The organism is Thermogemmatispora argillosa (assembly GCF_059696725.1).
The window spans coordinates 396,387-417,671 of sequence record NZ_AP019377.1; the positions used below are offsets into that span (position 1 = coordinate 396,387).

General features: G+C 60.7%; 20 protein-coding genes. 4 read left to right on the top strand and 16 right to left on the bottom strand.

All coding sequences use genetic code 11. The annotated features are described in order from the left end of the window. Nucleotides 1–43: 43 nt before the first annotated feature. Both paaB and AC6H1L_RS01670 read right to left on the bottom strand, forming a co-directional pair. Entirely contained in the window at nucleotides 44–385 is a 342-nt protein-coding gene (paaB, locus tag AC6H1L_RS01665; RefSeq protein WP_497599823.1) for a 1,2-phenylacetyl-CoA epoxidase subunit PaaB, read from the bottom strand. Then, nucleotides 366–1,343 (bottom strand): Phenylacetic acid catabolic protein, encoded by a 978-nt coding sequence (locus AC6H1L_RS01670; protein WP_497599824.1) that lies wholly within the window; start codon nucleotides 1,341–1,343, stop codon nucleotides 366–368. The genes paaB and AC6H1L_RS01670 overlap by 20 nt, the downstream gene beginning before the upstream one ends. A 321-nt stretch (nucleotides 1,344–1,664) precedes the next feature. Between AC6H1L_RS01670 and AC6H1L_RS01675 the strand changes: the two genes are divergently transcribed. From AC6H1L_RS01675 to AC6H1L_RS01690, 4 genes are read left to right on the top strand one after another with little or no spacing between them, the layout of a single operon-like run. Further along, nucleotides 1,665–3,368: an acetate--CoA ligase gene (locus AC6H1L_RS01675; protein ID WP_497599825.1), complete on the top strand. Its 1,704-nt coding sequence runs from the start codon at nucleotides 1,665–1,667 to the stop codon at nucleotides 3,366–3,368. Then, nucleotides 3,365–3,793, top strand: coding sequence for an acyl-CoA thioesterase (locus AC6H1L_RS01680; RefSeq protein ID WP_497599826.1), 429 nt, complete (start codon nucleotides 3,365–3,367; stop codon nucleotides 3,791–3,793). Before AC6H1L_RS01675 ends, AC6H1L_RS01680 begins: the two co-directional genes overlap by 4 nt. A 3-nt stretch (nucleotides 3,794–3,796) precedes the next feature. Further along, nucleotides 3,797–5,458: a class I adenylate-forming enzyme family protein gene (locus tag AC6H1L_RS01685; RefSeq protein WP_497599827.1), complete on the top strand. Its 1,662-nt coding sequence runs from the start codon at nucleotides 3,797–3,799 to the stop codon at nucleotides 5,456–5,458. A 37-nt stretch (nucleotides 5,459–5,495) separates the two neighbouring features. Further along, nucleotides 5,496–6,938, top strand: a complete 1,443-nt coding sequence (locus AC6H1L_RS01690; RefSeq protein ID WP_497599828.1) for an NAD-dependent succinate-semialdehyde dehydrogenase — start codon at nucleotides 5,496–5,498, stop codon at nucleotides 6,936–6,938. A 282-nt stretch (nucleotides 6,939–7,220) separates the two neighbouring features. On the opposite strand, the gene AC6H1L_RS01695 is transcribed toward AC6H1L_RS01690, so the two are convergent. The 14 genes from AC6H1L_RS01695 to AC6H1L_RS01760 all read right to left on the bottom strand — a co-directional run bounded on the left by AC6H1L_RS01695 (nucleotide 7,221) and on the right by AC6H1L_RS01760 (nucleotide 21,248). Next, complete coding sequence (locus tag AC6H1L_RS01695; protein ID WP_497599829.1) at nucleotides 7,221–8,045, bottom strand: alpha/beta fold hydrolase; 825 nt, start codon at nucleotides 8,043–8,045, stop codon at nucleotides 7,221–7,223. 219 nt (nucleotides 8,046–8,264) lie between these two features. Further along, the gene (locus AC6H1L_RS01700; RefSeq protein ID WP_497599830.1) at nucleotides 8,265–9,263 is read right to left on the bottom strand and encodes a catechol 2,3-dioxygenase; all 999 of its coding nucleotides are present in this window, start codon (nucleotides 9,261–9,263) and stop codon (nucleotides 8,265–8,267) included. A gap of 213 nt (nucleotides 9,264–9,476) precedes the next feature. After that, nucleotides 9,477–10,271 (bottom strand): 2-keto-4-pentenoate hydratase, encoded by a 795-nt coding sequence (locus tag AC6H1L_RS01705; RefSeq protein ID WP_497599831.1) that lies wholly within the window; start codon nucleotides 10,269–10,271, stop codon nucleotides 9,477–9,479. Nucleotides 10,272–10,314: 43 nt separating this feature from the next. After that, the gene (locus AC6H1L_RS01710; RefSeq protein ID WP_497599832.1) at nucleotides 10,315–11,772 is read right to left on the bottom strand and encodes an aldehyde dehydrogenase; all 1,458 of its coding nucleotides are present in this window, start codon (nucleotides 11,770–11,772) and stop codon (nucleotides 10,315–10,317) included. Nucleotides 11,773–11,791: 19 nt separating this feature from the next. Further along, nucleotides 11,792–12,529 (bottom strand): 2-keto-4-pentenoate hydratase, encoded by a 738-nt coding sequence (locus tag AC6H1L_RS01715; protein ID WP_497599833.1) that lies wholly within the window; start codon nucleotides 12,527–12,529, stop codon nucleotides 11,792–11,794. A gap of 197 nt (nucleotides 12,530–12,726) precedes the next feature. Beyond that, entirely contained in the window at nucleotides 12,727–13,752 is a 1,026-nt protein-coding gene (gene dmpG / locus AC6H1L_RS01720; RefSeq protein ID WP_497599834.1) for a 4-hydroxy-2-oxovalerate aldolase, read from the bottom strand. Beyond that, entirely contained in the window at nucleotides 13,749–14,678 is a 930-nt protein-coding gene (locus AC6H1L_RS01725) for an acetaldehyde dehydrogenase (acetylating) (protein WP_497599835.1), read from the bottom strand. The genes dmpG and AC6H1L_RS01725 overlap by 4 nt, the downstream gene beginning before the upstream one ends. Nucleotides 14,679–14,684: 6 nt before the next feature. After that, entirely contained in the window at nucleotides 14,685–15,464 is a 780-nt protein-coding gene (locus AC6H1L_RS01730) for an IclR family transcriptional regulator (RefSeq protein ID WP_497599836.1), read from the bottom strand. A gap of 899 nt (nucleotides 15,465–16,363) precedes the next feature. Further along, nucleotides 16,364–17,083 carry a GntR family transcriptional regulator gene (locus AC6H1L_RS01735; protein WP_497599837.1) on the bottom strand — a complete coding sequence of 240 codons (720 nt, stop codon included), beginning with the start codon at nucleotides 17,081–17,083 and terminating at the stop codon, nucleotides 16,364–16,366. Nucleotides 17,084–17,429: 346 nt separating this feature from the next. Next, a complete protein-coding gene (locus tag AC6H1L_RS01740; protein ID WP_497599838.1) occupies nucleotides 17,430–18,311 on the bottom strand; it encodes an alpha/beta fold hydrolase in 882 nt (293 codons plus the stop codon). A gap of 114 nt (nucleotides 18,312–18,425) precedes the next feature. After that, entirely contained in the window at nucleotides 18,426–19,412 is a 987-nt protein-coding gene (locus AC6H1L_RS01745) for a VOC family protein (protein WP_497599839.1), read from the bottom strand. Between the two features lie 167 nt (nucleotides 19,413–19,579). Then, on the bottom strand, nucleotides 19,580–20,392 hold the full coding sequence (hcaB, locus tag AC6H1L_RS01750) for a 3-(cis-5,6-dihydroxycyclohexa-1,3-dien-1-yl)propanoate dehydrogenase (RefSeq protein ID WP_497599840.1): 813 nt from the start codon (nucleotides 20,390–20,392) through the stop codon (nucleotides 19,580–19,582). Next, on the bottom strand, nucleotides 20,379–20,708 hold the full coding sequence (locus AC6H1L_RS01755; protein WP_497599841.1) for a hypothetical protein: 330 nt from the start codon (nucleotides 20,706–20,708) through the stop codon (nucleotides 20,379–20,381). Before AC6H1L_RS01755 ends, hcaB begins: the two co-directional genes overlap by 14 nt. A gap of 9 nt (nucleotides 20,709–20,717) precedes the next feature. Next, nucleotides 20,718–21,248: a 3-phenylpropionate/cinnamic acid dioxygenase subunit beta gene (locus AC6H1L_RS01760; protein WP_497599842.1), complete on the bottom strand. Its 531-nt coding sequence runs from the start codon at nucleotides 21,246–21,248 to the stop codon at nucleotides 20,718–20,720. Nucleotides 21,249–21,285 lie beyond the last annotated feature (37 nt).

Sequence of the window (21,285 nt, forward strand, 5' to 3'; positions counted from 1 at the left end):
TCGTGGCTCCCTTCCTTCCCTGGATGCTGCCTCTGGCAGGCGCTCATGAGACAGCTCCCCCATGCGAGACCGCTAATGTCTCTCCTGACTGGCCGTCTGGCTCCGGCGCTGGCCTCACTGGCTGCCGCTCGTGCCGCGTAAAGTAGCCCGCCTGGCGGTAATCGCGGGTGCGCGCAGCCTGAAAGAGGATCTCATCCTCTGGCGCAAAGGCGGTGATGGCGGAGCGCGGCACGACCCAGAGCGAGACACATTCGGTGCGCCGCACATAGGTCTCTTTGGCCTCGTGGAGCGCCAGCACGGGATCAGGCGCAACCACGCTGCCGACGTGCGTCGCCGGGTCGCCGCGCTTGAGGATCACGAAGACCTCAAAAACCTGGTTTGACATGCTGCTCACCTATGCCCATCATCTCGGTTAACCAGCGATTACGCTCATAGATGCTGCGTACCTGCTCTCGACGGCGCGCAGAGGCCGGCCCCTGCCCGGCGATGACCCGCCGCACTTCCTCCCAATCAGGTTCGGTGTATTCCCAGGTGCCATCTTCTCGGCGCCGCAGCCGCGGATCGGGGATCTGCAAACCAAGCTGTTCGAGCACGGGGACGATCTTGGTGAGCCAGGCCTGGCGCAGCGCTTCGTTACTGGCCATCTTGAGACGGAATTGCACCATCTTGTTGCTCCAGAAGCGCTCTCCCTCGGGCGGACCGAAGTAGGCCAGGACGCGCGGGAACCAGAGCGCTAACCCCTCTTCAAGCTGACGGCGCACAACAGGATCACGCTGCTCAAGCAGGGTCTGGATCAGGTTGCGCGCCTGATGAAAGTGGAAGGACTCTTCGGGCAGGATCTTGCGCAAGGCTCGCACGTAGGGGAGATAGCTGCCTTTGACCAGACTCTGGAACTGGACGATGGCCGCCGAGTTCTGCAGGATGGCACCTACGGCGATTTCGGGCCAGGTCTGAAATTCATAATGGAAGACGTTGAGCAGCTTGCTCCGCCCCTCTAGATAATCTTCCAGGATGGTTAAGCGGTTTCCTCCCAGGTCCTCGGCCACCCGCGCCATGACATGACCATGCCCTACTTCGTCTTGCACTTTGGCGGTAATCATCTGCTTGCGGATAAAGGCAGGGACTCGCTCAAGCCAGTCGGAGAAGAGCAGCACACCCACAAGCTCCGCTAACGCCTGAAACGAGGCAATGCGCAGGGCATGCTGGCGATAGCTCTCCGGCATCGGATCACCAGCCTGTACCAGTCCTCCCGCCTGCAACCAGGCAATAAAGGCATCCAGATCCTCAACAGCCTCCGGCGCAAGCGGTCGTACCCCCGCTGCGATAACAGGTGCTGTGGCCATGTATTCCTCCTTCTTCCCCCCTTGACAAGGGGCAGTCTCCGCAGTAGACTTACTTACTAGTAAGTAAACTATAGCACGCGGAGAGGAGAGGTGTCAAGGAGTCCGGCGATACTTACTTACTAGTAAGTAAATATCCAGAGAAGGAGGGGCAACTCTCTCCTCTCTAGCGAGACAGAGAGCGTGCGGTCTGTGAGCGCAGTCTGCAGCGAAGTCAGGCAGTCTACTGTCCGTAGCGCCTGCCTGGCCAGCCGCCTCTCAGGCGTAGACAAGATCGGACGAGCAGCGTGGCCGGGCGATCCTATTAAAAAGGAGGACGATCTCATGGAGCAGCGACCTTTTGCCAACGTACCAGAGCAGTTTCTACCGCCGCCGGAACACCGGGCCGAGTTCCTTTTCGCTGTGCCCTGGCTCTATTACATCAGGCGGGCCCAGATCTTCAACGCTGCGGACGAGCTGCTAGATCGCACGGTGCGGCGCGGTTTGGGGCCACGGACGGCCATCATCGATGCCGATCGAGAGGAGATCTGGACCTACCATCGGCTGCAGGCAGCGGTCAATCGCTGTGCCAATGCCCTGCGGGCGCTGGGTGTACGACCTGGCGAGCGGGTCGTGATGCGGCTCAACGACGTGCCTGCGGCGGCGATCGTACAGCTAGCGGTCTGGAAGATCGGGGCCTTAATTGTCCCCACAGCCACGGCTGAGCGAGCGCGAGAACTCTCCTTTATTTTCTCCGATGTCGAGCCAACAGTCGTGGTCTCTGATCGTGACTACCTGGACGACGTCGATCAGGCCCGCGCGGCGGCGCCCCAGTTGCGGGCAGTGGTGGCCTGGCCCGAGGCCTCGGGGAGAGACTACGAGAGCTTTGAGCGACTGCTGGCAACCCAGTCAGAGGAGGCGACGACCTACCCCACCCAGCCATTGGATGCCAGTGGCATCTATTACACCGGCGGCACCACCGGTCAGCCAAAGGGCTGCCTCCATACCCATGCTGCTGAGGTGGCGCTGGCGGATCTCAATAACCTGAGTCGCGCCGTCACTGCTGATGATGTGCTCTTTACGCATGCCCCTATCGGTCATGCCTTTGGCAACGGCGAAAAGATCAACTTTCCCCTGCGTGCCGGGGCCAGCGCCATCTATGCCGTGCGCCCTTCCGGTGAGCGGCTCTGGCAGCTCGTAGCCCGGTATGGCGCGACTGTTATGGCCGGGGCAGCGACCATTTACCGCATCATGCTCCAGGTCTGTCCGACGCCGCGCGAGCGCTATCCGCAGTTGCGACTGCGCCAGGCCATCAGCTCCGGTGAGATTCTGGATCAGGCCACGTACGAGCGCTGGCAGCAGGCTCTAGGCTTCCCCGTCAGAAACACCGTTGGGATGACGCCGATTCGTCATCTGTTTATCGACTCCAATCTGCTGGGGGAGAAGGTGGCGCCCCAGTTGTCGGTTGGTCGTCCCCTGCCAGGCTACGAGGCTCGCCTGGTTGACCCGGTGAGTGGCGAAACGCTGCTAGACCCCGAGCAGCCGGGGCGTCTGGCGATCCGCGGCCCCAGCGGCATCACCTATTGGGTGCATCGGCATAGCGGTATTCTGGAGCGGGCCCGTCAGGACGTGCGTGGGGGCTGGAGTCTGCTCGACGATGCCTACATCTGGGATCAAGAGGGCTGGCTCTGGTTCCATGCGCGGCTGGACGACATGATTGTGACTGGTGGCAGGCAGGTGGCGCCGAGGGAGGTGGAGGACGTGCTGACGCGCCATCCCGCCGTTGCGGAAGCGGCGGTGATTGGGCTGCCCGATCCGATCCGCGGTCAGGCCGTGACAGCAGTGGTAGTGCTGCGCCCGGGCCAGGTGCCTTCCGAGGATCTCGCCCATGCTCTCCAGGACTTCTGCAAGGCCCAAATGGCGTTCTACAAGTATCCGCGGCGCATCGAATTTGTGCCTGAGCTGCCGAAAGATAACGTCGGCAAGCTGCAGAGACGAATCTTGCGCGAACGCCTGCAGCCCTTGGCTGGGAAGGAGCATCTCCCGTGAAGCCCGACACCATCTGGCAGCCTCCGCCGCGGGCCTTGAGCTTACAGGTCCTCGTCTCGATGGCCGATGTCGACAGCTATCAGATCCACTACCACTCGTATTACCGCTGGATCGAACTGGCTCATCACCAGTTGCTGCGTCGCGCCGGCATGACGGTCCGCGAGCTGCTGGCTCAAGGGGCCGCCACGCCCGCGGTCCATAGCGAGTGTGACTACTTCATACCAGTTCAGGTGGATGAGACTCTCACGCTGCTGGCCTGGATTGATCGGCCCGGTAAAACCAGCTATGCTGCACGATGTCTGTTTATGAACGCAGCAGAGCAGGTCGTCGCCCAGGGCCAGGTGATCCACGTCTACATTGAGCACGGTCGCCCGGTTCCTTTGCCGGCCTGGCTCTTGCGCCTCGCCTCTGACAAGGAGGCTTGAGCCATGAAGGAGCATTATCCAGCAAGGGCTACTGTCCCTCAAGATTGGCTTGTTCCTCCCGAGCTGCAGCCTGACTTTCTCTGGGAGCAGGATGAGCAGACACGCTCTGAGCGCAACGTTGGCCGCGAAGCAATCGATCTCTGGTGTGACAGGGGCAATGGAGAGAGACCTGCAGTCATCAGGATGACAACAGGAGAGGTCGTCACATTTCAGGAACTGAAGGAGAAGAGCGATCGCCTTGCAGGGGCCCTGATCGAGCTTGGCGTTGTGGTTGGCGACAGGCTGGCGCTACGCTATAGTAGTCAGCCAGCCGCCATTATTGCTGCTGTGGCTGCCTGGAAAGCCGGTGCTGCGGTTGTGCCCATTCCTGCGCAGGCGCGGCGCAGCGAAATCGAGTTCTATCTGAACGACAGTGCTGCGCGCTGGGCCATTGTGCTCAACGAGGGTGACCTCTACTCTGAGCTAGCCGCGGCGCTACCGCAGACCTCAGTCAGGCGCGTGGTGATTGGCAGGAAAGCCCCTCACCAGGATGGCGAGAGCCTGGAGGCACTCATGAACGAGGGCCGTGCTGATCTGGCTGCGCGCGTGTGCACGCAGGCGGATGACCTGGCGGCAGTCTGGCACACCGGCGGCACAACAGGGCGGCCCAAGGCTACCTATCACACACATCGGCGCTGGCTGGCGGCGGGCCGCCGGCTTGCGCGCACCTGGGGCATCCAGCCGGGGCAGGTCTGGCTGTATGGCATCCCCATCAGCAATGTCGCTGGACTGCTGGGCAGGTTCATCTGCACGTTGCAAGCGGGGGCCACTCTTGTGGAGCCGGAGAACTTCAGCGGCGTCAGCGTGCTCCAGGCCATCGTCGCTCAGCGGGTGACACACTTGCTGGCCATTCCTGTGACGCTGAGCCAGCTTGCTCAGGAGGTGGCTGGCGATCGACATGCCCTCGCCAGCGTGCAGCAGGTCTATGCCCCCTTCCTGACAACGGGTGCCGGTGATCTCTACGCCCGCTGGAAGGAGCTGGGCTATCATCTAAGTAATCCCCTTGGCAGCTCTATCATGTGCCAGTGGTTTATCGGGCCGCGCGCTGATACTACCTTTCCGCCATTTGCGCTCGGCAAACCGGTCGAGGGCTATGAGATATGCATCGTCCCCATCGAGGGCACGAGTGCTGAGCCGCTGCCTGCCGGAGAGGTTGGGCGCATCGCCGCCAGGGGACCAACGGGACTCACCTACTGGAACCGTCCGGAGCTGCAGCGAGCAGAGGTCAAAGCCGGCTGGACGATCACCGATGATCTTGGCCGCATGGATGAAAACGGCGTCTTCTGGTTCATGGGACGCCTCAACAACCTGGTTGTGACAGCCGGCTACAAGGTGGTTCCTGGCGAGGTCGAGGAGATCTTGCAGCAGCATCCACAGGTTCAGGAGGTTGCAGTCGTCGGTCTGCCCGATCCCCTCCGAGAGCAGGTGGTCGCCGCTTTTGTGGTGCCCAAGGACAGCAAGGGCGGAGAGGCGCTCGCTCAGCAGTTACAGCAGTGGTGCAAAGAGCGTCTGGCTCCCTATAAGTATCCGCGCAAGATCTTCTTTCGCGACCAGCTGCCACGCGATCCCGTTGGCAAAGTGCAGATCCAGGTGCTGATTCAGCAGGCGGTAGATCGTCCAGTCTAGGCAAGCGAGCTGGCCGAGAAGCATGGGAGGAATATCCGTGATTGGTATCGATGCAGCATCTCTGGAGAAGCTCTGGATCGACGGGCAGGCCTGCGACAGCCAGAGCCAGGAGACCTATCCTCTGATCAATCCTTTTACCGGGCAGACGCTTGCCCAGATGGCCCGAGGAGGGCAAGCCGAGGCCCTAAGCGCTATCGCGGCAGCGGCCCGCGCCTTCCCGCTCTGGTCACGCCTGCCCGGGAATGAGCGAGCCAACAGGCTCTACAAAGCCTACCACTTGCTGCGCCGCTACCGGGCGGAGCTGGAGGCCCTCCTGATCGAGGATCTGGGGAAAACCTCCCGTGAGGCGGCCAAAGAGGTCCGCTCTACCGGGGCGTTTCTGCGCTATTGCGCCGAGGAGGCCAGGCGCATCTTCGGCGATTTCGTGCCCTCGCCCGATCCGAAGAAGCGCGTCGTAGTTGTTCCCCAGCCGGTGGGCATCGTAACGGCCATCACAGCTTCAAACGCGCCGGGCATTCTCTTCGGGCGTAAGGTGGCCCCGGCGCTGGCCGCTGGCTGCACGCTCATTGTGAAGCCGGCAGAAGAGGCGGCGCGGGTGACTCTTCTGCTCGCTCAGCTGCTTGAAGGGGCGGGGCTGCCCCACGGGGCCGTCAACGTCGTTATGGGAGACGCCCCGGCTATTGTTGAAACCCTCCTTGGTGATCCTCGCGTGGCGATGGTGACCTTCACAGGCTCGGTCCAGGTCGGACGTGAGGTGATGCGCCTGGCTGCTGCGGGTCCGAAGCGCGTCGTGCTGGAGCTGGGGGGCGTTGCTCCCTTTATTGTCTTCGCCGATGCCGACCTGCAGGCCGCAGTTGAGGGACTGGTCTCCGCCAAATTCCGCCATGCCGGACAGATCTGCGCCAGTCCCCAACGGATCTTTGTGGAGGAGAGCGTGGCCGAAGCTTTCAAGTCGCTCCTGGTCGAGCGGCTAGCGCGTGTCAAGGTGGGCGACCCGCGGGATGCAACTACCGAGTACGGTCCTCTCCAGCATCAGCGCAACCTGCAGAAGATCCAGCGCCTGCTGGAGGACGCGCTGGCTCGCGGCGCCCGTGTTGTCACTGGAGGCCACAGCCCAGGTGGCTTGCTCTTTGCTCCTACGTTGCTGGAAGGAGTCACCGACGAGATGGCCATCGCCCGTGAGGAGGCCTTTGGGCCATTGATTGCCCTGGCCACCTTCCGCGACGAGGCCGAGGTCATCGAGCGTAGCAACAATACGGCCTATGGGCTGGGAGCCTACGTCTATACCCGTGATCTGGCCCGTGCCTGGCGTCTGGCTGAGGCCCTGGAAGTGGGCATCGTCGGGTTGAACGACCCCTTTCCGGCCACGATTGAAGGGCCTTTTGGCGGAGTCAAGCAATCCGGCTTTGGTCTCGAAGGAGGCCGCTACGGCGTCGAGGAATTCTTGCTGAAAAAGCAGATCTCTTTCTCACTTGCCTGAGCCGTGAAAGGTCATCCCTGGCGACTGGTTCGAGGGAAGCGCCGCTTGTTCGCCCGTTAAGCTACGTCTCTTCCCCCGAACCAGTCGCCAGCCCCAGCGCTGAGGGCTGATTGCCGGTCAAAGCGAGTAAGCAAGCTACAGAGAGGGGGGATCTTCCTTGGCTGCGGCCTGGGGGCAACACTACTCGCTCTGCCCTCAAGCGCCGGATCAGATCGCCCTGGTCAGACAACAGATCAGCAGTTCCTGACTGGCACACCCGCCCCGCAGGCACTCGCATGAAGATTACGCCTCTGTTAAGAAATCGCGCACGAGACGGTTGAAGTCGCGCGTATGCTCGATCTGCGTCCAGTGACCACACTGACCAAAGACGTGCAACTGAGCGCGCGGGATGGCGTGCAGCAATTTCAAGCTGGTCGAGAGCGGGATAATCTGGTCATCGCGCCCATGAATCAGGAGCGTCGGGGCCTGGATCTCTGTTAGCCGGTCCTCATAGGCTGCCAGGTCATCGATACCCTGCTGGCGTGGCGGGGGAAACATGCTGGCAAAGGCCTCCTGGATACCCGGACGGATGCTTGCTCGATAGCGCAGGGCCACCAGGTCATCGTTTGCTAGCTCTTGGTGATAGACGAAGAGCCGGAGGAGATGCCGCATCTGCTCCAGATCGGGAGTGTAGCCCCAAACGGCATCCAAGCCGGCGGTCAAGGGGAAGCGCACGCCTGTCGGCCCCATCAGTACCAGGCGCTCGACTCGTTCAGGATGGAGCACCGCCGCCGCCAGCGCTACCGCTGCTCCCATCGAGTTCCCCACCAGATGAGCGCGCTCTACCTGCACAGCATCCAGAAAGGCGAGCAGATGAGCCACCCAGCGCTCCAGGCCGAAAACCCCATCGGCGGGCAGGGAGGTATAGCCAAAGCCGACCTGGTCATAGGCGAAGACATGCAGGCGCTCGGCCAGATAGCCAATGACCCGACTCCAATTAGCCCAGGCCGAGACCCCTGGCCCGGAGCCATGAATCAAGATCACAGGAAAGCCCTGGCCCGCCTCATGATAGTTGGTCACCACCCCTCCGGCGACAATGCTCTGCCCTATTTCTTCCGTCTTTTGCATAGAGAGTACTCCTCTTCCTACACCTCCCAAACTCTCTTTGGGAATCGTACTGTCCAATTCTGCACTGAGTAGATCGCTGGTGCCCTGAGAGAGGGGCCTCGCGGGCACAGCCATGCTCTCTCCGGAGAGGAGACCAGGATGGGATTGGTGTCCGTTCGCTACCACTGTCACCGTCCTTCCCGGCCTCCCTCCGTCTGCAATCATTGCTCTGTTTGCTCGTTACTGGCTGGCCGCTCCTGCCAGGCTGGCAGCCACGTCGGGGGAGGGGGTGCCATAGAGGAAGAACTCGGCTGGCAGCGGTGAGCCATACCAGATGATCCCCTTGGCCAGATCCTTCTCGTGCCAGGTGATCGGCTTCCAGGCCGGATCAAAAATCAGGTAGCCCGCATCTCCAAACAGCTCCACCCGATTGCCCCCCGGCTCAAACACATACATAAAGTAGGCCTGGCTGATGCCGTGCTTGCCCGGCCCCGCCTCGATCTGGATGTTGTTCTCCATCAACACATCGGCAATGTCGGAGAGGTGCTGCGGATAGCCGTACCAGTAACAGATGTGGTGCAGCCGCCCCCGGGCTCCACTGCGGTCGCCCATCAGGGCGATCTCGTGCACCAGGGCGCTCACGCTCAGCCAGGCACCAGCCTCGGTGCCATCGTTGAGGATGATGTGCTCACGCAGGCGGAACCCCAGCTGCTGCATCAGGAAGTCGCGATTGGGGGTCACCTGCTGAGCCAGCAGATTGACGTGGTCCAGGCGGCGCACCGGCACGCCGCGCAGGGGGCGCTTCTGGGGCCGGTTGAGCAGCTCGGTGCGCAGCGGCTCGGGGGCCTGGTAGTAGTCGACCTCCCAGAGCAGTTCCATGCGATGGCCATCGGGGGTGAGGAACTGGTAGGCGCGGCCATGCCCGAGGTCGCCGTCGAGCCAGCCGCGCCCGAGGCCGAGGGCCTCGATAGCCCGGACGCGGCGCTCCAGGGCCTGGGGGCTGGTGGTGCGCCAGGCGACGTGGCCGAGGCCGGGGTGTTGAGCTTCCGTGATCTTGAGGGTATGGTGATAGAAGTCCTCGTAGGCACGCAGGTAGACCGATTGGCCCTCCCGACAGGTCTCTTCCATGCCCAAGAGATCTTTGAAGAACCAGAGGGTCTCGTCGGGCTTGGGGGTCAGCAGCTCCACATGAGCTAGCTGGGCTACCTCAAACATAGGTTCCTGTCCGTTTTCTGCCATTGTTTTGCCTCCTTGATCCTTGCTAAATTGCAGCTGCCGCTCTGGCGGGTCGGATCTAACGCCCTTCGGCGACCGTCGTCCAGCGCTGGTGCAATGAGTCCGACATGAACCCCTGGCCTTCCAGCGTGGAGACATGCCCAGTTCAGGAGGGCCAGCTCGTCGGAGAGCATGCAGCCTTCCTCTCAGACTGCAGCCCACCGAAAGGCGAGAGCACTATCCAAAGAAGACTTTCACCTCCCCCAGATGCGAAAAACGCGCCTCGAACTGATCGCCGGGCTGCGCAGCGACAGCGGCGCACATGGCTCCTGGTAACACCAGCTCCCCGGCGCGCAGTCCTGTATTGAACTCAGCGAGCTTCCTGACTAACCAGGCGATGGCGGCAGCCGGATGACCCAGGACTGCTGCGCCATTACCCACCCCAACCACCTCGCCGTTGCGCCGAAGCTCCACCTGCTCAGCTTCCAGGTCCAGATCGCGAAGCGCGATCTGGCGCCCGACCACAACCCGCGCCGACGAGGCGTTGTCTGCAATGGTATCGGTGAGCTTAATGCGCCAATCGCTGATGCGGCTATCGACGATCTCCAGCGCAGCGCTCACGCTCCGCGTTGCCGCCAGCACCTCAGCGGGAGTCACATGGGAACCGGAGAGGTCGGCCTGAAGCCAGAAGGCAATTTCCGGCTCAACGCGGGGCTGGATCAGCTGCTGCAAAGGGAGGAGAGTGCCCGAGGAGTGCACCATCGAGTCGAGCAGGAAACCGTAATCAGGCTGGTCAACCCCCATCTGACGCTGCATGGCCAGACTGGTGAGTCCCACCTTGTGACCAACGAGGCGAGCGCCTCGCAGAAGCTTCTTTTGGAGCCAGTGCTGCTGGATAGTATAGGCATCCGCTACAGTGAGACCCGGATAGGACTCGCTAAGCGGGGCAATGGGTGTGCGTGTCTGCTCCGCCTGATCGAGCCGAAGAGCTAGCTCTTCGGCAGTAGAGGGGGAAAGATTGCCACTGGACACAGTTCTCCTCCTGCTCATACGTGGACGTTGTCACTGTCCAAGGCTACGATCGGTTACTCAAGCAAACGGTTTTGGCCTCAGTATAGAACTCCAGGCTGTACTGGCCACCTTCCCGTCCAATGCCACTCTGCTTCATTCCTCCAAAGGGCACACGCAAATCCCGGACAAAGAAATCGTTAATCCAGACTGTCCCCACCTTCAGAGCCTCTGCTACTCTGACAGCACGCCCAACATCACGGGTCAGCACCACAGACGAAAGTCCGTAGCTGACCCCATTGGCCACCGCCAGTGCCTCCTCCTCAGTATCGAAGGGGGCGACCGTCACGACCGGTCCAAAGACCTCTTCCTGGCAGATACGGTCGTGAGGCTGAACATGCGTGATCACTGTGGGAGAGAGAAAATTCCCCTCATGGTATGGAGGGGGCAGATGAGGCGGTCCACCCCCAAGCAAGAGTGTCGCCCCTTCAGCTACGGCCTGATCGATGTAGGACCGCACACGCTGCACATGCTCACGAGAGATCAAGGCTCCCAGCGTCGTCTCCGGGTCCAGAGGGTTACCCGGTTGCAGGGTGCTTGCTCTGGCTAGAAAGCGCTCAAGGAAAGGCTCATAGAGCGGGCGCTGCACCAACAAACGCGGACCAGCCAGGCAGAACTCGCCTTGATTGAAGAAAGCGGCACGAACACTGGTCTCCACCGCCAGATCCAGATCGCAATCGGCGAACACCAGCGTGGCCCCTTTTCCCCCAAGCTCAAAAGAGATGCGCTTCAGTGTACGAGCGGCAGCGCTCATAATGGCTTTACCGGTGACGGTCTCACCGGTGAAAGAAATGAGACTCACCTCAGGATGCTGTGTCAGCAAAGCCCCTGCTGAGTCGGGGCCGAAGCCATGCACTACATTGAAGACGCCTGGAGGGAGGCCGGCCTCTTGAGCAATCTGGGCCAGCTTCCAGGCCCCGATGGGGGTTAGCTCCGCCGGTTTCAAGACCACGGTATTCCCGAAGGCCAGGGCCGGGCCGATCTTCCAGGTTTCCAGGAGCATGGGAACATTCCAGGGCGTGATCAAGGCCGCGACACCTACCGGCTGGCGAAGCACATAGTTAATATAGCCATTCTCCATCGGGTAGGCCTCACTGCCATGCATCACAGCAAAATCCGCGAAAAAGTCAATATTGGCCGCGATGCGTGCGATGTAGCCCGCCTTATTCTCCCGGATCGGACGTCCCACATCCAGACTTTCGATGAGGGCCAGCTCCTCCTCATGGGCCCGAATACCTTCGGCGAAAGCCCGTAAGTGCCGCCGACGTTGTGAGGGAGGCATCTGACTCCAGTACGCGAAAGCGGCCTTGGCGGCCCGCACCGCCGCATCGACCTCGGCCTCTCCGCCCTCGGGCGCCCGCCCTATGACCTCATTCGTTGCCGGAAACAGGATCTCAAAGTGTTTCTCTCCTTCCACGAACTGGCCATGAATATAGTGCTGGACATCGAACCAGTAGGGGTGCATGACAGCTAATCCTCCGTTTCTAGCCCACAAACGTCGCAACGAGCCAGCTCCCTTGTGGACCCTCTACTCTGACGTCACCAGGGATGGCCGGCCGTGCACTGATTGGAGAGCCGAGGTAGATCAGCTGGCCAGCCTTTAGCCCCCCTACCTCATGGGCAAGCCACAAGAGATGGTCCTCCACAGGCCCCAGGGCCTCAAGAGATCCCTCTGCCACAGCGCACTCATCAATGAAGAGGCGCAACGTCCCCTTGACGGGCCAGACGAGAGCTTGCTCTCCTCGCGAGAAGCCGCCGCCAGAGGCGTTATCAGCGATGACCTCGGCGAGAGTAAAGCGATAGCCGGCCCAGATCGAGTCCAGCAGGTCAATGCCCAGATAGGCCACCGCTATGATCTGCTGAGCCTGCTGAATGGCCGCCGTAGGGGGAAGATCCTGGCCGAGCAGAATGACGATTTCCGGCTCAAATCGCGGTTGAATGAAGCGGCTCAGTGGGACAACCGGCTGTTTGAGCAACATGTCATTATAGATGCGTCCATAAATGGGAGTAGTGATTCCCATCTGGGCCTGCTTGGCTGGGCTCACAAGACCAAGCTTATAGCCCCGGACAGTACGGTGCGCTCCCAGGTGCTCCTGAATGCGGTAAGCCTGGCGCGCAGCGAGGTGGAAGCGATTGCCTGCCACGGTGTACCTTGCTGCACGCGCGCTGCGTACTGCTTCCAGAAGGGCAACTTCCTCTGGGGTGATCGGTCTGCTCATCATTGACCTCGCCTATCCTGACCTGCTAAAGAGCGGCCAGCTACTCCCCACTGGCATCTGGAAACCTCGTAGATTACGCCCCGGAGCTCTTCCAGAGATAGGCCAGCTCACGAGACGCTCTCTGCGACAGAAGATGAATGAGGAGCCTCCTTTCTGGGAAACGCAGAGAACTGTCTTCGCACCACTTCCCTGGCGCAGGCTCAAGTCTGGGAGACCTGTTTGTCTTGCGACCGGCTAGCGAGCTCCAGCGCCACGTCGAGAATCCAGTCCTCTTGCCCGGCAACTGCCTGGCGGCGCCCCAACTCAACCAGAATACTGCGGGGATCAAGATGGTACAGCTCACCAGCCCGGCGAGCGTGCAGCAGGAAGGTCGAATAGACTCCTGCGTAGCCGATCGTGAGTGCATCGCGGTCGGGCAGGGGCTGATAGGGTGCGATAGGGGCGACAATATACTCGGCGGCATCCATCAAGGCGAAGACATCCAGGCCGGGATTTTGGCCCATTTTGTCGAGCACCGCGGCGATCACTTCTGTAGCGGCGTTACCGGCCCCCGCTCCGAGACCACGCAGGCTACCATCGATCTGATCGGCCCCTGCCTCCAGGGCGGCCAGCGTGTTCCCTATAGCGAGGCCCAGATTATTATGGGCATGGAAACCCACCTGGATCGTCAGCGCCTCTTTGAGGGCCTTGACTCGCGCGTAGGCCCCGTCAGGCAGGAGGGCGCCAGCAGAATCGACAATATAGACGCAATCAGCGCCGTAGGATTCCATCAATCTGGCTTGCTCTGCCAGCACCTCTGGAGGACGCATATGCGCCATCATGAGAAAGCCCACGGCTTCAAGCCCTAGCTCTTTGGTAAGACCAAAGTGCTGCTCTGAGATATCCGCTTCTGTACATTGCGTGGCAATGCGAATCACCTGGACGCCTCGCTCGGCAGCCGCCTTCAGCTCCTTGCGTGTCCCGATCCCGGGCAGCAGCAACGCAGCGATCTTCGCACGCTCGCAGACGCTGCGGGCCTCAGCGATCAGCTCCAACTCAGGAGTATGGGAGAACCCATACTGCAGCGACGCCCCTCCTAATCCGTCACCGTGCGTGACCTCGATGACCGGAACTCCTGCCCGATCCAGGGCCTGGGCAATGCTGCGCACCTGCTGGCGGGTAAACTGATGACGCATGGCGTGCGAGCCGTCCCTCAACGTAGTATCGGTCAGGCGGAGCGCTCTCATGCCACTGCCTCCTTGCTTGAAAGGAGATGGGCGGCGAAGACTTCGCCTACACGGCGCGCCGCGGCCGTCATGATGTCCAGGTTGCCGGCGTAGGTGGGGAGATAGTCACCGGCCCCACGTACCTCCAACAGCATCACAATGACCGCGCTCCTCCCCCAGGGAGTCTCTCGCATCTCAACTATTGGAGGATTCTTGAGCAGGTAGCCCGGGACATAGCGCTGCACATCAGCTACCATCTGCTCAACTGAGGCGGCCACTTGCTGGAAGTCGAAGTCGCCCTCGGGTACCACATACACCGTGTTGCGCATCATGATGGGCGGAGAAGCAGGATTCAGGATGATGATGGCTTTGCCCTCCCGCGCACCGCCCAGTGCCTCCAGTCCGCGCGCCGTCGTGTAGGTAAACTCGTCAATGTTCTGGCGCGTTCCAGGACCCGCAGAAGCGCTGGCCACGGTGCTGACCATCTCAGCATAGCGCACAGGAGTCACACGAGAGACAGCGTAGACAAGCGGGATCGTGGCCTGCCCGCCACAGGTGATCAAGTTCACGTTCATCTGATCCAGGTGGGCCCCCAGATTGACCGGCGGCACCACGTAGGGGCCGCGCGCTGCCGGCGTCAGGTCGATGGCAATTTTCCCGGCTTCACGTAAGAGCCGGGCATGGCGTACATGCGCTTTTGCGCTCGTGGCATCAAAGACAATGCGAATCTCTGGGTCTGCAAGAACCGCATGAATGCTCTCGGTGCTGGTTGGTATGCCAAGCGAGCGAGCTCGCTCCAACCCCTCTGACTGAGGATCGATACCCGCCACCAGCGCTAACTCCATTGACCCTGGCTCTTTCAAGAGCTTGTACATTAGATCGGTTCCGATGTTGCCAGAGCCTAAAATCGCGACCTTGGCCCGCCCGTTCGATGCTGAGTGCTGCATGGTCGTTCAGTTCCTCCTCTTACCAGAACAAGCTATTCTCGGGATATAGCCAAGATTCTCAGAAACCTGCTGAGCTGCTCTCACAATGGCCAGACGATACTGCTCCTCGTTGGCATAGAAGCGGTAAGCCGGTATCGAGAGGCTCATGGCAGCAATCACTTCGCCGCTGTGATCGCGGATCGGAGCGGCGACACAGCACAACTCCAACACGGCCTCTTCGCGATCGTAGGCATATCCTTGCCGACGCACCTGCTCCAGTTCTGCCCGCAATACCTGGGGATCAGTGATCGTGTTGGGGGTGAGGGCCGGCAGGCCTTGTTTCTCCAGGATTGCCTGGACCCGCTCCCAGGGCAGATGGGCCAGGATGCATTTGCCAACCCCGCTGCAGTGGCCTGGCAGCCTTACCCCAACCCCAGTCACAGCCACCCGTACAGCTCGTGTCCCTTGCAGTTTCTCGACGTAGATAATCTGGTCAGATTCGAGGGTCGCGAGATGGACGGTCTCACCGAAGCGAGCGACTAGCGATTCCATCACCTTCCGGGCCTCGCTTCGGAACTCGGTTGTCTCCAGGAGAAGCTGGGAGAGGGCTACGATCCGCCAGCCGAGGCGGTATCGACCCGTTGGGGTACGCCGTAGCAGCCCTCCCTCTGTCAGACTGGCAGCTAACGCCGAGGCGGTAGACTTGGGGAACCCAAGTTTGCGCGCGATCTCACACACTCCCCACTCTGGTTGCTCGTGGGAAAAGAGGTTCAGAATCTGAAACGCTTTGTAGACAGATTGCACCATTGCCCTGTCCTCCCGGTGGACCTGTACACAGAAAACCAGTCCGCTGTCTTCCATCCCTGTAGCTCTGAAAGGCCGATGCCCTCCTGGCATGACCGCTGAGGAGATCGCAGGCATCGCTCAACCATGAAGCGCTTCCCGCCGGGCGCATAGAGACGCTGTCCGTGATCGCTCCTGCTCTGTTGAACCCTCGATTGAAGTAAGCTAGTTCAAGTATAAGCTGGTTGTTTTTAACAAACAATGCAGCCGTCCCGCATTGATGGACAGATGTATTGACGCACGTAGGCGGACCAGTACCATTAGTAGCGATGGTGCAGGAAAGCTTTTGCCGGATTCCTAGCCCGTGGGGTACCACAGAGGCGGGGAAATGAGTTCCTGAGCCTGTAACAGGGCCGATGGTGAAGGATGCGTAGTACAGAGCGAAAACGCTATAGTCGTTAATCAATAAGGAAGGATGCTGGGCAGGGTTCAGGCCCGGCTATGATCGAACTGCGGGAGCCGATCAGCCTGCCCGGCAGAGGAGGATCAGCGATGACAAGCGGCTGTCTCTTGTGCGATTATACGCCTGTTCACGCAGAGACGGTTTCCCGGTCGGCCTGATCCTGGCGCTCCTGCGTACCTCCTGCCCCTTTCCCGGCACGGGCAACCCTGCTAGCACCATCCCCATGCCGGCGACAATCCTCTCCAGAGAGGAGCAGCGGCCCCGTGAGTGGGCACCGTCGCACCTGGCCGCGCAGCACACCAGGGCTGGCAGCAGGGCTGCTGGCCTGCAGATGGACGCAGCGGCGGCGCCGGCCCAGCCAGCGCCCGCTCTGGCTCGATCAGAACACCCGACCCGGGAAGCGCTTGCTGCCGAGTAGCAGGGATGCTTTCGTAGTCGTCGCCAGCCACCTTCACGAGCGTCACTCTGGGCGGCGAGTTTGTCGCGTTAGCTGCAGGGAAGTTGGCTTCGGGTAGGTTTGAGACTCAGTGGGAGCGAACAGCTCAGCGACACGCAGCACATGCTGCTCCATCAGTGCCCGTGCACGGTGCGGATCATGGGCACAGAGCGCAGCAAAGATGGCCTTGTGTTCTCGCTGGGAGGCCTGGCGGCTGGTGAAGAGCTGTTTCGAGTACCCTGTATACTCAAGCGTATCCCACAGCTGGTCGATCAAGTCCCTGATTACGGGCAGGCCGGCTGCTTGGTGAATGAGACGGTGAAAATCGCGATTGAGTGCACCATAGGTGAGTGAGTCGGATGACTGTTCGTCCATCTGTTCCAGGAGCGATTGAAGCTCGGCCAGCGTTCTCTCATCGATCCGTTGAGCAGCGCGGGCTGCGAGAACTCCCTCAAGGGCAGCTCTTGCAAGCATACGCTGATATGTCTCTTCGGATGGAGTGATTCGCACGAACACCCCAACCTGGGGGACGACAGAGAGGAATCCTTCGCGCTCGAGGAGCGAGATCGCCTCTAAAACGGGAGTTCGGCTCATTGCGAGTTCCGAGGCGATGGCGTTCACATCGAGGGCAACGCCGGGTTGAAGTTCACCTTCGAGGAGCAGCTGCTTAAGAAACTGATAGGCCCGGTCGCGTTTCCGGCTACGGGAATTCGCAGATTGTGGGTGTTCCTGTGACTGGCGCATCCTTTGCATACATCCTCCAGCTTGTGCGAGCATCATAAGCATTCTAGCAAATGAGCAGAGCCGAGTGATCACCATCATACAGTGATTCAGACTGGCGGGCAAAGACGAGTCTGGTTCTGGAAACTGACGCTTCTCTCAGGCTGGTCGTGTCCTGGGAGGAAGGTGCTGGTCACGTGTGACGAGGAACCCGCCTCACCACCGGATGAGAGCACCCGGGGTCTACAGCGGGTTCCTGGTGTTGCCTCGGCTTCCAGAGACTGGTATGTTATTCCCCAATGGTCCCAGCGCGCTGCACTCCCAAGCCGAGCGCTGAGCAAGCTATGAGATCACCTTGTGAGCGGCGCCACTATGCCGGGCTGGCTTCTGTGCGTTCCACCGCAGGCCGACGAGCTGCTGTCATGTGGTATTGCAAGAAGGCCCGGATGTCAGCCTGCATAGCCTCCCAGCGTTCTAGCTGTATCCAATGTCCGCAACGATCGTAAACCTTGAGTTCAGCAGCGTGCAGATGCTGGAGGAGCCAGATACTGCTTTCGAGCGGCACGATACGGTCAAAGCGCCCATGTAAAATCAGAATCGGATGCCGGATTCGACTGAGCAAGGTGGGAGGGAGTGGGATGGGACCGTCGATCATCATCGCCTCATAGGCCTCCAGCGTCTCCGGCTGTGCAGCCAGAGCATAGCGGCGCTCCACGAGTTGATCCAGGTCAGGAATAGCCTCGTCCGAGTACAAGAAGGCCCGGAAGACCTGCTTGAGCCGCGCTGGCCGCAGGTCCGTTGCAAAGGAACGCATCAGGGCCATTTCCGGTCCAGGCGTGAACGCCCCGCCGGCTGGTCCCATAAGCAGGGACGGGCCAAAGCGCTCCGGAGCCTCGATCAGTAGCTGCAGTGCCAGGTATCCCCCCATCGAGTTACCGATGAGATGCGCGCTATGGACCTGGAGTGCATCAAGGAGTCCTAAGACCTGCTCAACACGCAGTCCTATCCAGGCTGTCCAACCGCGTGGCCAGGGGCGGCGTGGAAGCGACGTTTCGCCGAATCCCACCAGGTCGGGCGCGATAACGTAAAAGTCACGGGCGAGGTCGGGAAGGACCCGTTCCCAATTGGCGGCTGCCGAGGCTCCCGGGCCGGCCCCGTGCAAAAGGACAAGGGCCGGGTTGGCCGGATCACCTCCAATCCAGTAGTGGGTGGTGATCGTGCCAGTCTGGACCCACTGCTCCTGAACCGGCATATTCTGGCTCTCCTTTCTTGCAGCTTCCAGATGGATATCACAGCAAAAGGCGGCTGGGGAGCAGCTCAACCACGTTGACTTCGCTCCTCATTCCGGTCGTCTCCGCTATTTCCCCTAAGCTGGGGTAGTGAGTGCCATAGACCCCATCTGATTGATCGGACGCTGCTCACCCCACCAGATCAGTCCGTCGACGTAGTCCTCTTCGGTCCATTCAATAGACTGCCAGTCTGGATCGAAAATCAGATAGCTCCCGGAAAAGATTTCGAGTCGATGGCCGCTGCCTGGATCACGGACATAGGTGAAGAAAGCGCGAGAGATGCCGTGACGACCTGGACCCAGGTCGATCTTAATATTGTGTTCCGCGAGGATATCATTCGCACGCAGCACATCCTGCCAGCTATCGAGCCAGTAGGCAACATGATGCAGGCGAGCGGGGGCAGGATCAGCAGGAGGCTCGAAGACGACGCCGAGAGCTACGTCATGAACCAGGGGTGTGACACTCATCCATGCATAGATGGTGCCCGGGCCTTGGAGACGGATATGTTCTCGCAGGCGGAAACCGAGCGTATCGAGATGGAACTGAATTCCCTGGCTGACGGTCTGATGAGTCGTCTGAAGGTTGACATGATCAATGCGAACGGGGGAGATCCCTTTCCGCCAGGCCTTGTGGGGCATGTTTTTCATCGTCGAGCGCGTCTCAGGTGGCGCCTGTGGCTTCTCTATGTCAAAGTACAGCTCGTAGGTATGGCCAGCATGCGGCACCTGGAAGCGAAGCGCGCGCCCCTGGCCTAACTCATCGCCTGGCCTGACGGCCTGGCAGTTGATCCCCTGCTCTTCAAGCAGACGTTGATAGCCATCGACATCTTCGGGGCGCTCGGTGCGCCAGGCGACATGATCGACACGCGCCTGTTCTCCTTTGCTCAGCACAAGGCTATGGTGTTCCCACTCTCCATAGGCTCTGAGGTAGACCTCGTTCTCGCTGCGGGCGATCTCCTCAAGTCCGACGATTTCACTCCAGAACCAGAGCGACTTGTCAAGATCTGGTGTCACGAGATGAATATGCCCCAGTTTTGCGATACCCTGGCGATGTGCGTAACTCATGCTTCCTCTCCTGGCTTATGAGCCTTTTTATTACACCTCAGCGGCCAGCGGGCCCCCTGCCTGTCTGCCTCCCTCCAGGCAGGGGGAGTAGGCTTGACTAAACTTGCTCCAACCCTCTCTCGCGACGAGCATGGAGAGGGTGCTACTGTGAGGCGCCTCCGCTTCGATTACGTGAGGAGCCCCGCCAGCCTGGCGATCCCCCGTACCCCAAGGCCTCCGTCCGAATTGATGACTGCTCCTGTCACCCCCCTTGACAGCTCCGGCGAGGCCAGATAGAGATAGGCCCCAGCGTGATCTTCAGGGTTGAGAACCAATTGCAGCGGGTTTCCTTGGCGCATCAGGTCCTCAATCCCCGGCGTCTCTCTGAGACGTAGCCCTTCCTGGCCGAGCGAGCGGAGCCCGCGCAAGTTGGTGAGCGTTCCTCCCGGCGCCACACCATTTACTCGGACCCGCGGAGCCAGCTCGAAGGCCATTTCGACCACCAGCCCCCGCGTCGCCCATTTAGAAGCTATGTAGAGAGGGCCACCTCCATTCGGGTAGAAGGCCGAATTTGACAACGTGTAGATGACGCTGCCAGTGCTCTCCACCAAAGCGTCCCAGGCCGCTTTGGTTGCCAGTATGTAGCTCTTCACATTGACATCCATGATTTCCTGAAAAGCTGCAGCCAGCTGATCAGGTTCCAGCGTCTTGAGTGACGCAAAATAATCCCATATGCCAACGCAACAGACGAGGCAATCGAGCCGACCGTAGCGTTCGAGGGCCAGCGCTACAGCGCCCTGATTGGCGCTCCAGGTTGTGGCGTCACCGACCACCCCTGCCACCTGATCGCCGTGCAGCTGTTCCAGCTCAGTAATGCGTTCTGCCACCACGTCGAGAACGACGACCCGGGCACCCTCGCGGACAAAAGCATCAACGACGGCCCGTCCGATGCCAGAGCCGCCGCCCGTCACGAGGGCGGTTCTTCCTTCAAGAAGGCCCATGAGTATCCTCCAGTCCGTTACCCGCATGGCCCGTAGCTCGTGGGGCGCCTGGTGGACCATAGGGGTGTTCGAGCAGCCGTGCGAACGTTTCAGGCGTTTGCCATGTCAGGCTTTCCAGTTCCAGCGGGTCCAGCCGAATTTCGAACCCGAGACGGGGGGAGATGATTTGGAGCCGGACCCCATTGCGGGTATAGATGCGGCGCACCAGGACAGACGCAAATTCGTTCCCGATCTCTGTCGGCGGATCAGCGGCGAGCATATCGCGGTCCGCCCAACTTGGAAGGGGTGTAACTGCCGTAGGGCGATGCTCTGCCATGAGGGCACCTCACAGGAAAATCGCCAGATTGCGTGTTAGCACAATGGAGTGATCGAGAAGCACCCGTCGCCGGGCAAGGCGCAGCGAGCCATCAACCCTGCGGAGCACGTCAGAGCGCTCGGCGCTAAGAACATCGTAGGTCGGATCATCGCCGCGTGTACGATAGACAAGCACATTGGAGCGGACAAGATATTCGTCTTGCTGCTCTCCAGGGGCGACGCGGATATTCGTGACAAAATGGCGAGTCCGCGAAGGTGGGTCTTCAGCCCAGGCGTACTCGGTCGCGAGGCGCTCGATGCGCTTGCGAAGCGTCCATTGGTTCTCCAAGAAGTGGCCGGTACCGTCAAGAATGCCCTCTCCCTGGGACCGCTCACGTGTCACCCGTTGCGGCAGTTCATACTGCACATCTTCGGAGAGCAGCGCGAGCCACTCGTTGTATTGCCTTTCGTCCAGGAGCTCAGCCTCACGATAGAGAAATGCCTCGATTTCACGGAGGATAGTCTCCGACACGGCGCTCATAATGCTCTCCTTATCGCTCATGCTTCCGAGCTACTGAGGGGGGCACCACTGCTCTGCT

What these genes read in the sequence shown, in the direction of transcription:
- AC6H1L_RS01700 (WP_497599830.1), bottom strand. Translation starts at nt 9,263, where the DNA reads ATGGCAGAAAACGGACAGGAACCTATGTTTGAGGTAGCCCAGCTAGCT.
- AC6H1L_RS01695 (WP_497599829.1), bottom strand. Translation starts at nt 8,045, where the DNA reads ATGCAAAAGACGGAAGAAATAGGGCAGAGCATTGTCGCCGGAGGGGTG.
- AC6H1L_RS01755 (WP_497599841.1), bottom strand. Translation starts at nt 20,708, where the DNA reads ATGGCAGAGCATCGCCCTACGGCAGTTACACCCCTTCCAAGTTGGGCG.
- AC6H1L_RS01715 (WP_497599833.1), bottom strand. Translation starts at nt 12,529, where the DNA reads ATGATGAGCAGACCGATCACCCCAGAGGAAGTTGCCCTTCTGGAAGCA.
- AC6H1L_RS01730 (WP_497599836.1), bottom strand. Translation starts at nt 15,464, where the DNA reads ATGGTGCAATCTGTCTACAAAGCGTTTCAGATTCTGAACCTCTTTTCC.
- AC6H1L_RS01745 (WP_497599839.1), bottom strand. Translation starts at nt 19,412, where the DNA reads ATGAGTTACGCACATCGCCAGGGTATCGCAAAACTGGGGCATATTCAT.
- hcaB (WP_497599840.1), bottom strand. Translation starts at nt 20,392, where the DNA reads ATGGGCCTTCTTGAAGGAAGAACCGCCCTCGTGACGGGCGGCGGCTCT.
- AC6H1L_RS01685 (WP_497599827.1), top strand. Translation starts at nt 3,797, where the DNA reads ATGAAGGAGCATTATCCAGCAAGGGCTACTGTCCCTCAAGATTGGCTT.
- AC6H1L_RS01675 (WP_497599825.1), top strand. Translation starts at nt 1,665, where the DNA reads ATGGAGCAGCGACCTTTTGCCAACGTACCAGAGCAGTTTCTACCGCCG.
- AC6H1L_RS01735 (WP_497599837.1), bottom strand. Translation starts at nt 17,083, where the DNA reads ATGCGCCAGTCACAGGAACACCCACAATCTGCGAATTCCCGTAGCCGG.
- AC6H1L_RS01725 (WP_497599835.1), bottom strand. Translation starts at nt 14,678, where the DNA reads ATGCAGCACTCAGCATCGAACGGGCGGGCCAAGGTCGCGATTTTAGGC.
- AC6H1L_RS01710 (WP_497599832.1), bottom strand. Translation starts at nt 11,772, where the DNA reads ATGCACCCCTACTGGTTCGATGTCCAGCACTATATTCATGGCCAGTTC.
- AC6H1L_RS01670 (WP_497599824.1), bottom strand. Translation starts at nt 1,343, where the DNA reads ATGGCCACAGCACCTGTTATCGCAGCGGGGGTACGACCGCTTGCGCCG.
- dmpG (WP_497599834.1), bottom strand. Translation starts at nt 13,752, where the DNA reads ATGAGAGCGCTCCGCCTGACCGATACTACGTTGAGGGACGGCTCGCAC.
- AC6H1L_RS01740 (WP_497599838.1), bottom strand. Translation starts at nt 18,311, where the DNA reads ATGCCGGTTCAGGAGCAGTGGGTCCAGACTGGCACGATCACCACCCAC.
- AC6H1L_RS01760 (WP_497599842.1), bottom strand. Translation starts at nt 21,248, where the DNA reads ATGAGCGATAAGGAGAGCATTATGAGCGCCGTGTCGGAGACTATCCTC.
- paaB (WP_497599823.1), bottom strand. Translation starts at nt 385, where the DNA reads ATGTCAAACCAGGTTTTTGAGGTCTTCGTGATCCTCAAGCGCGGCGAC.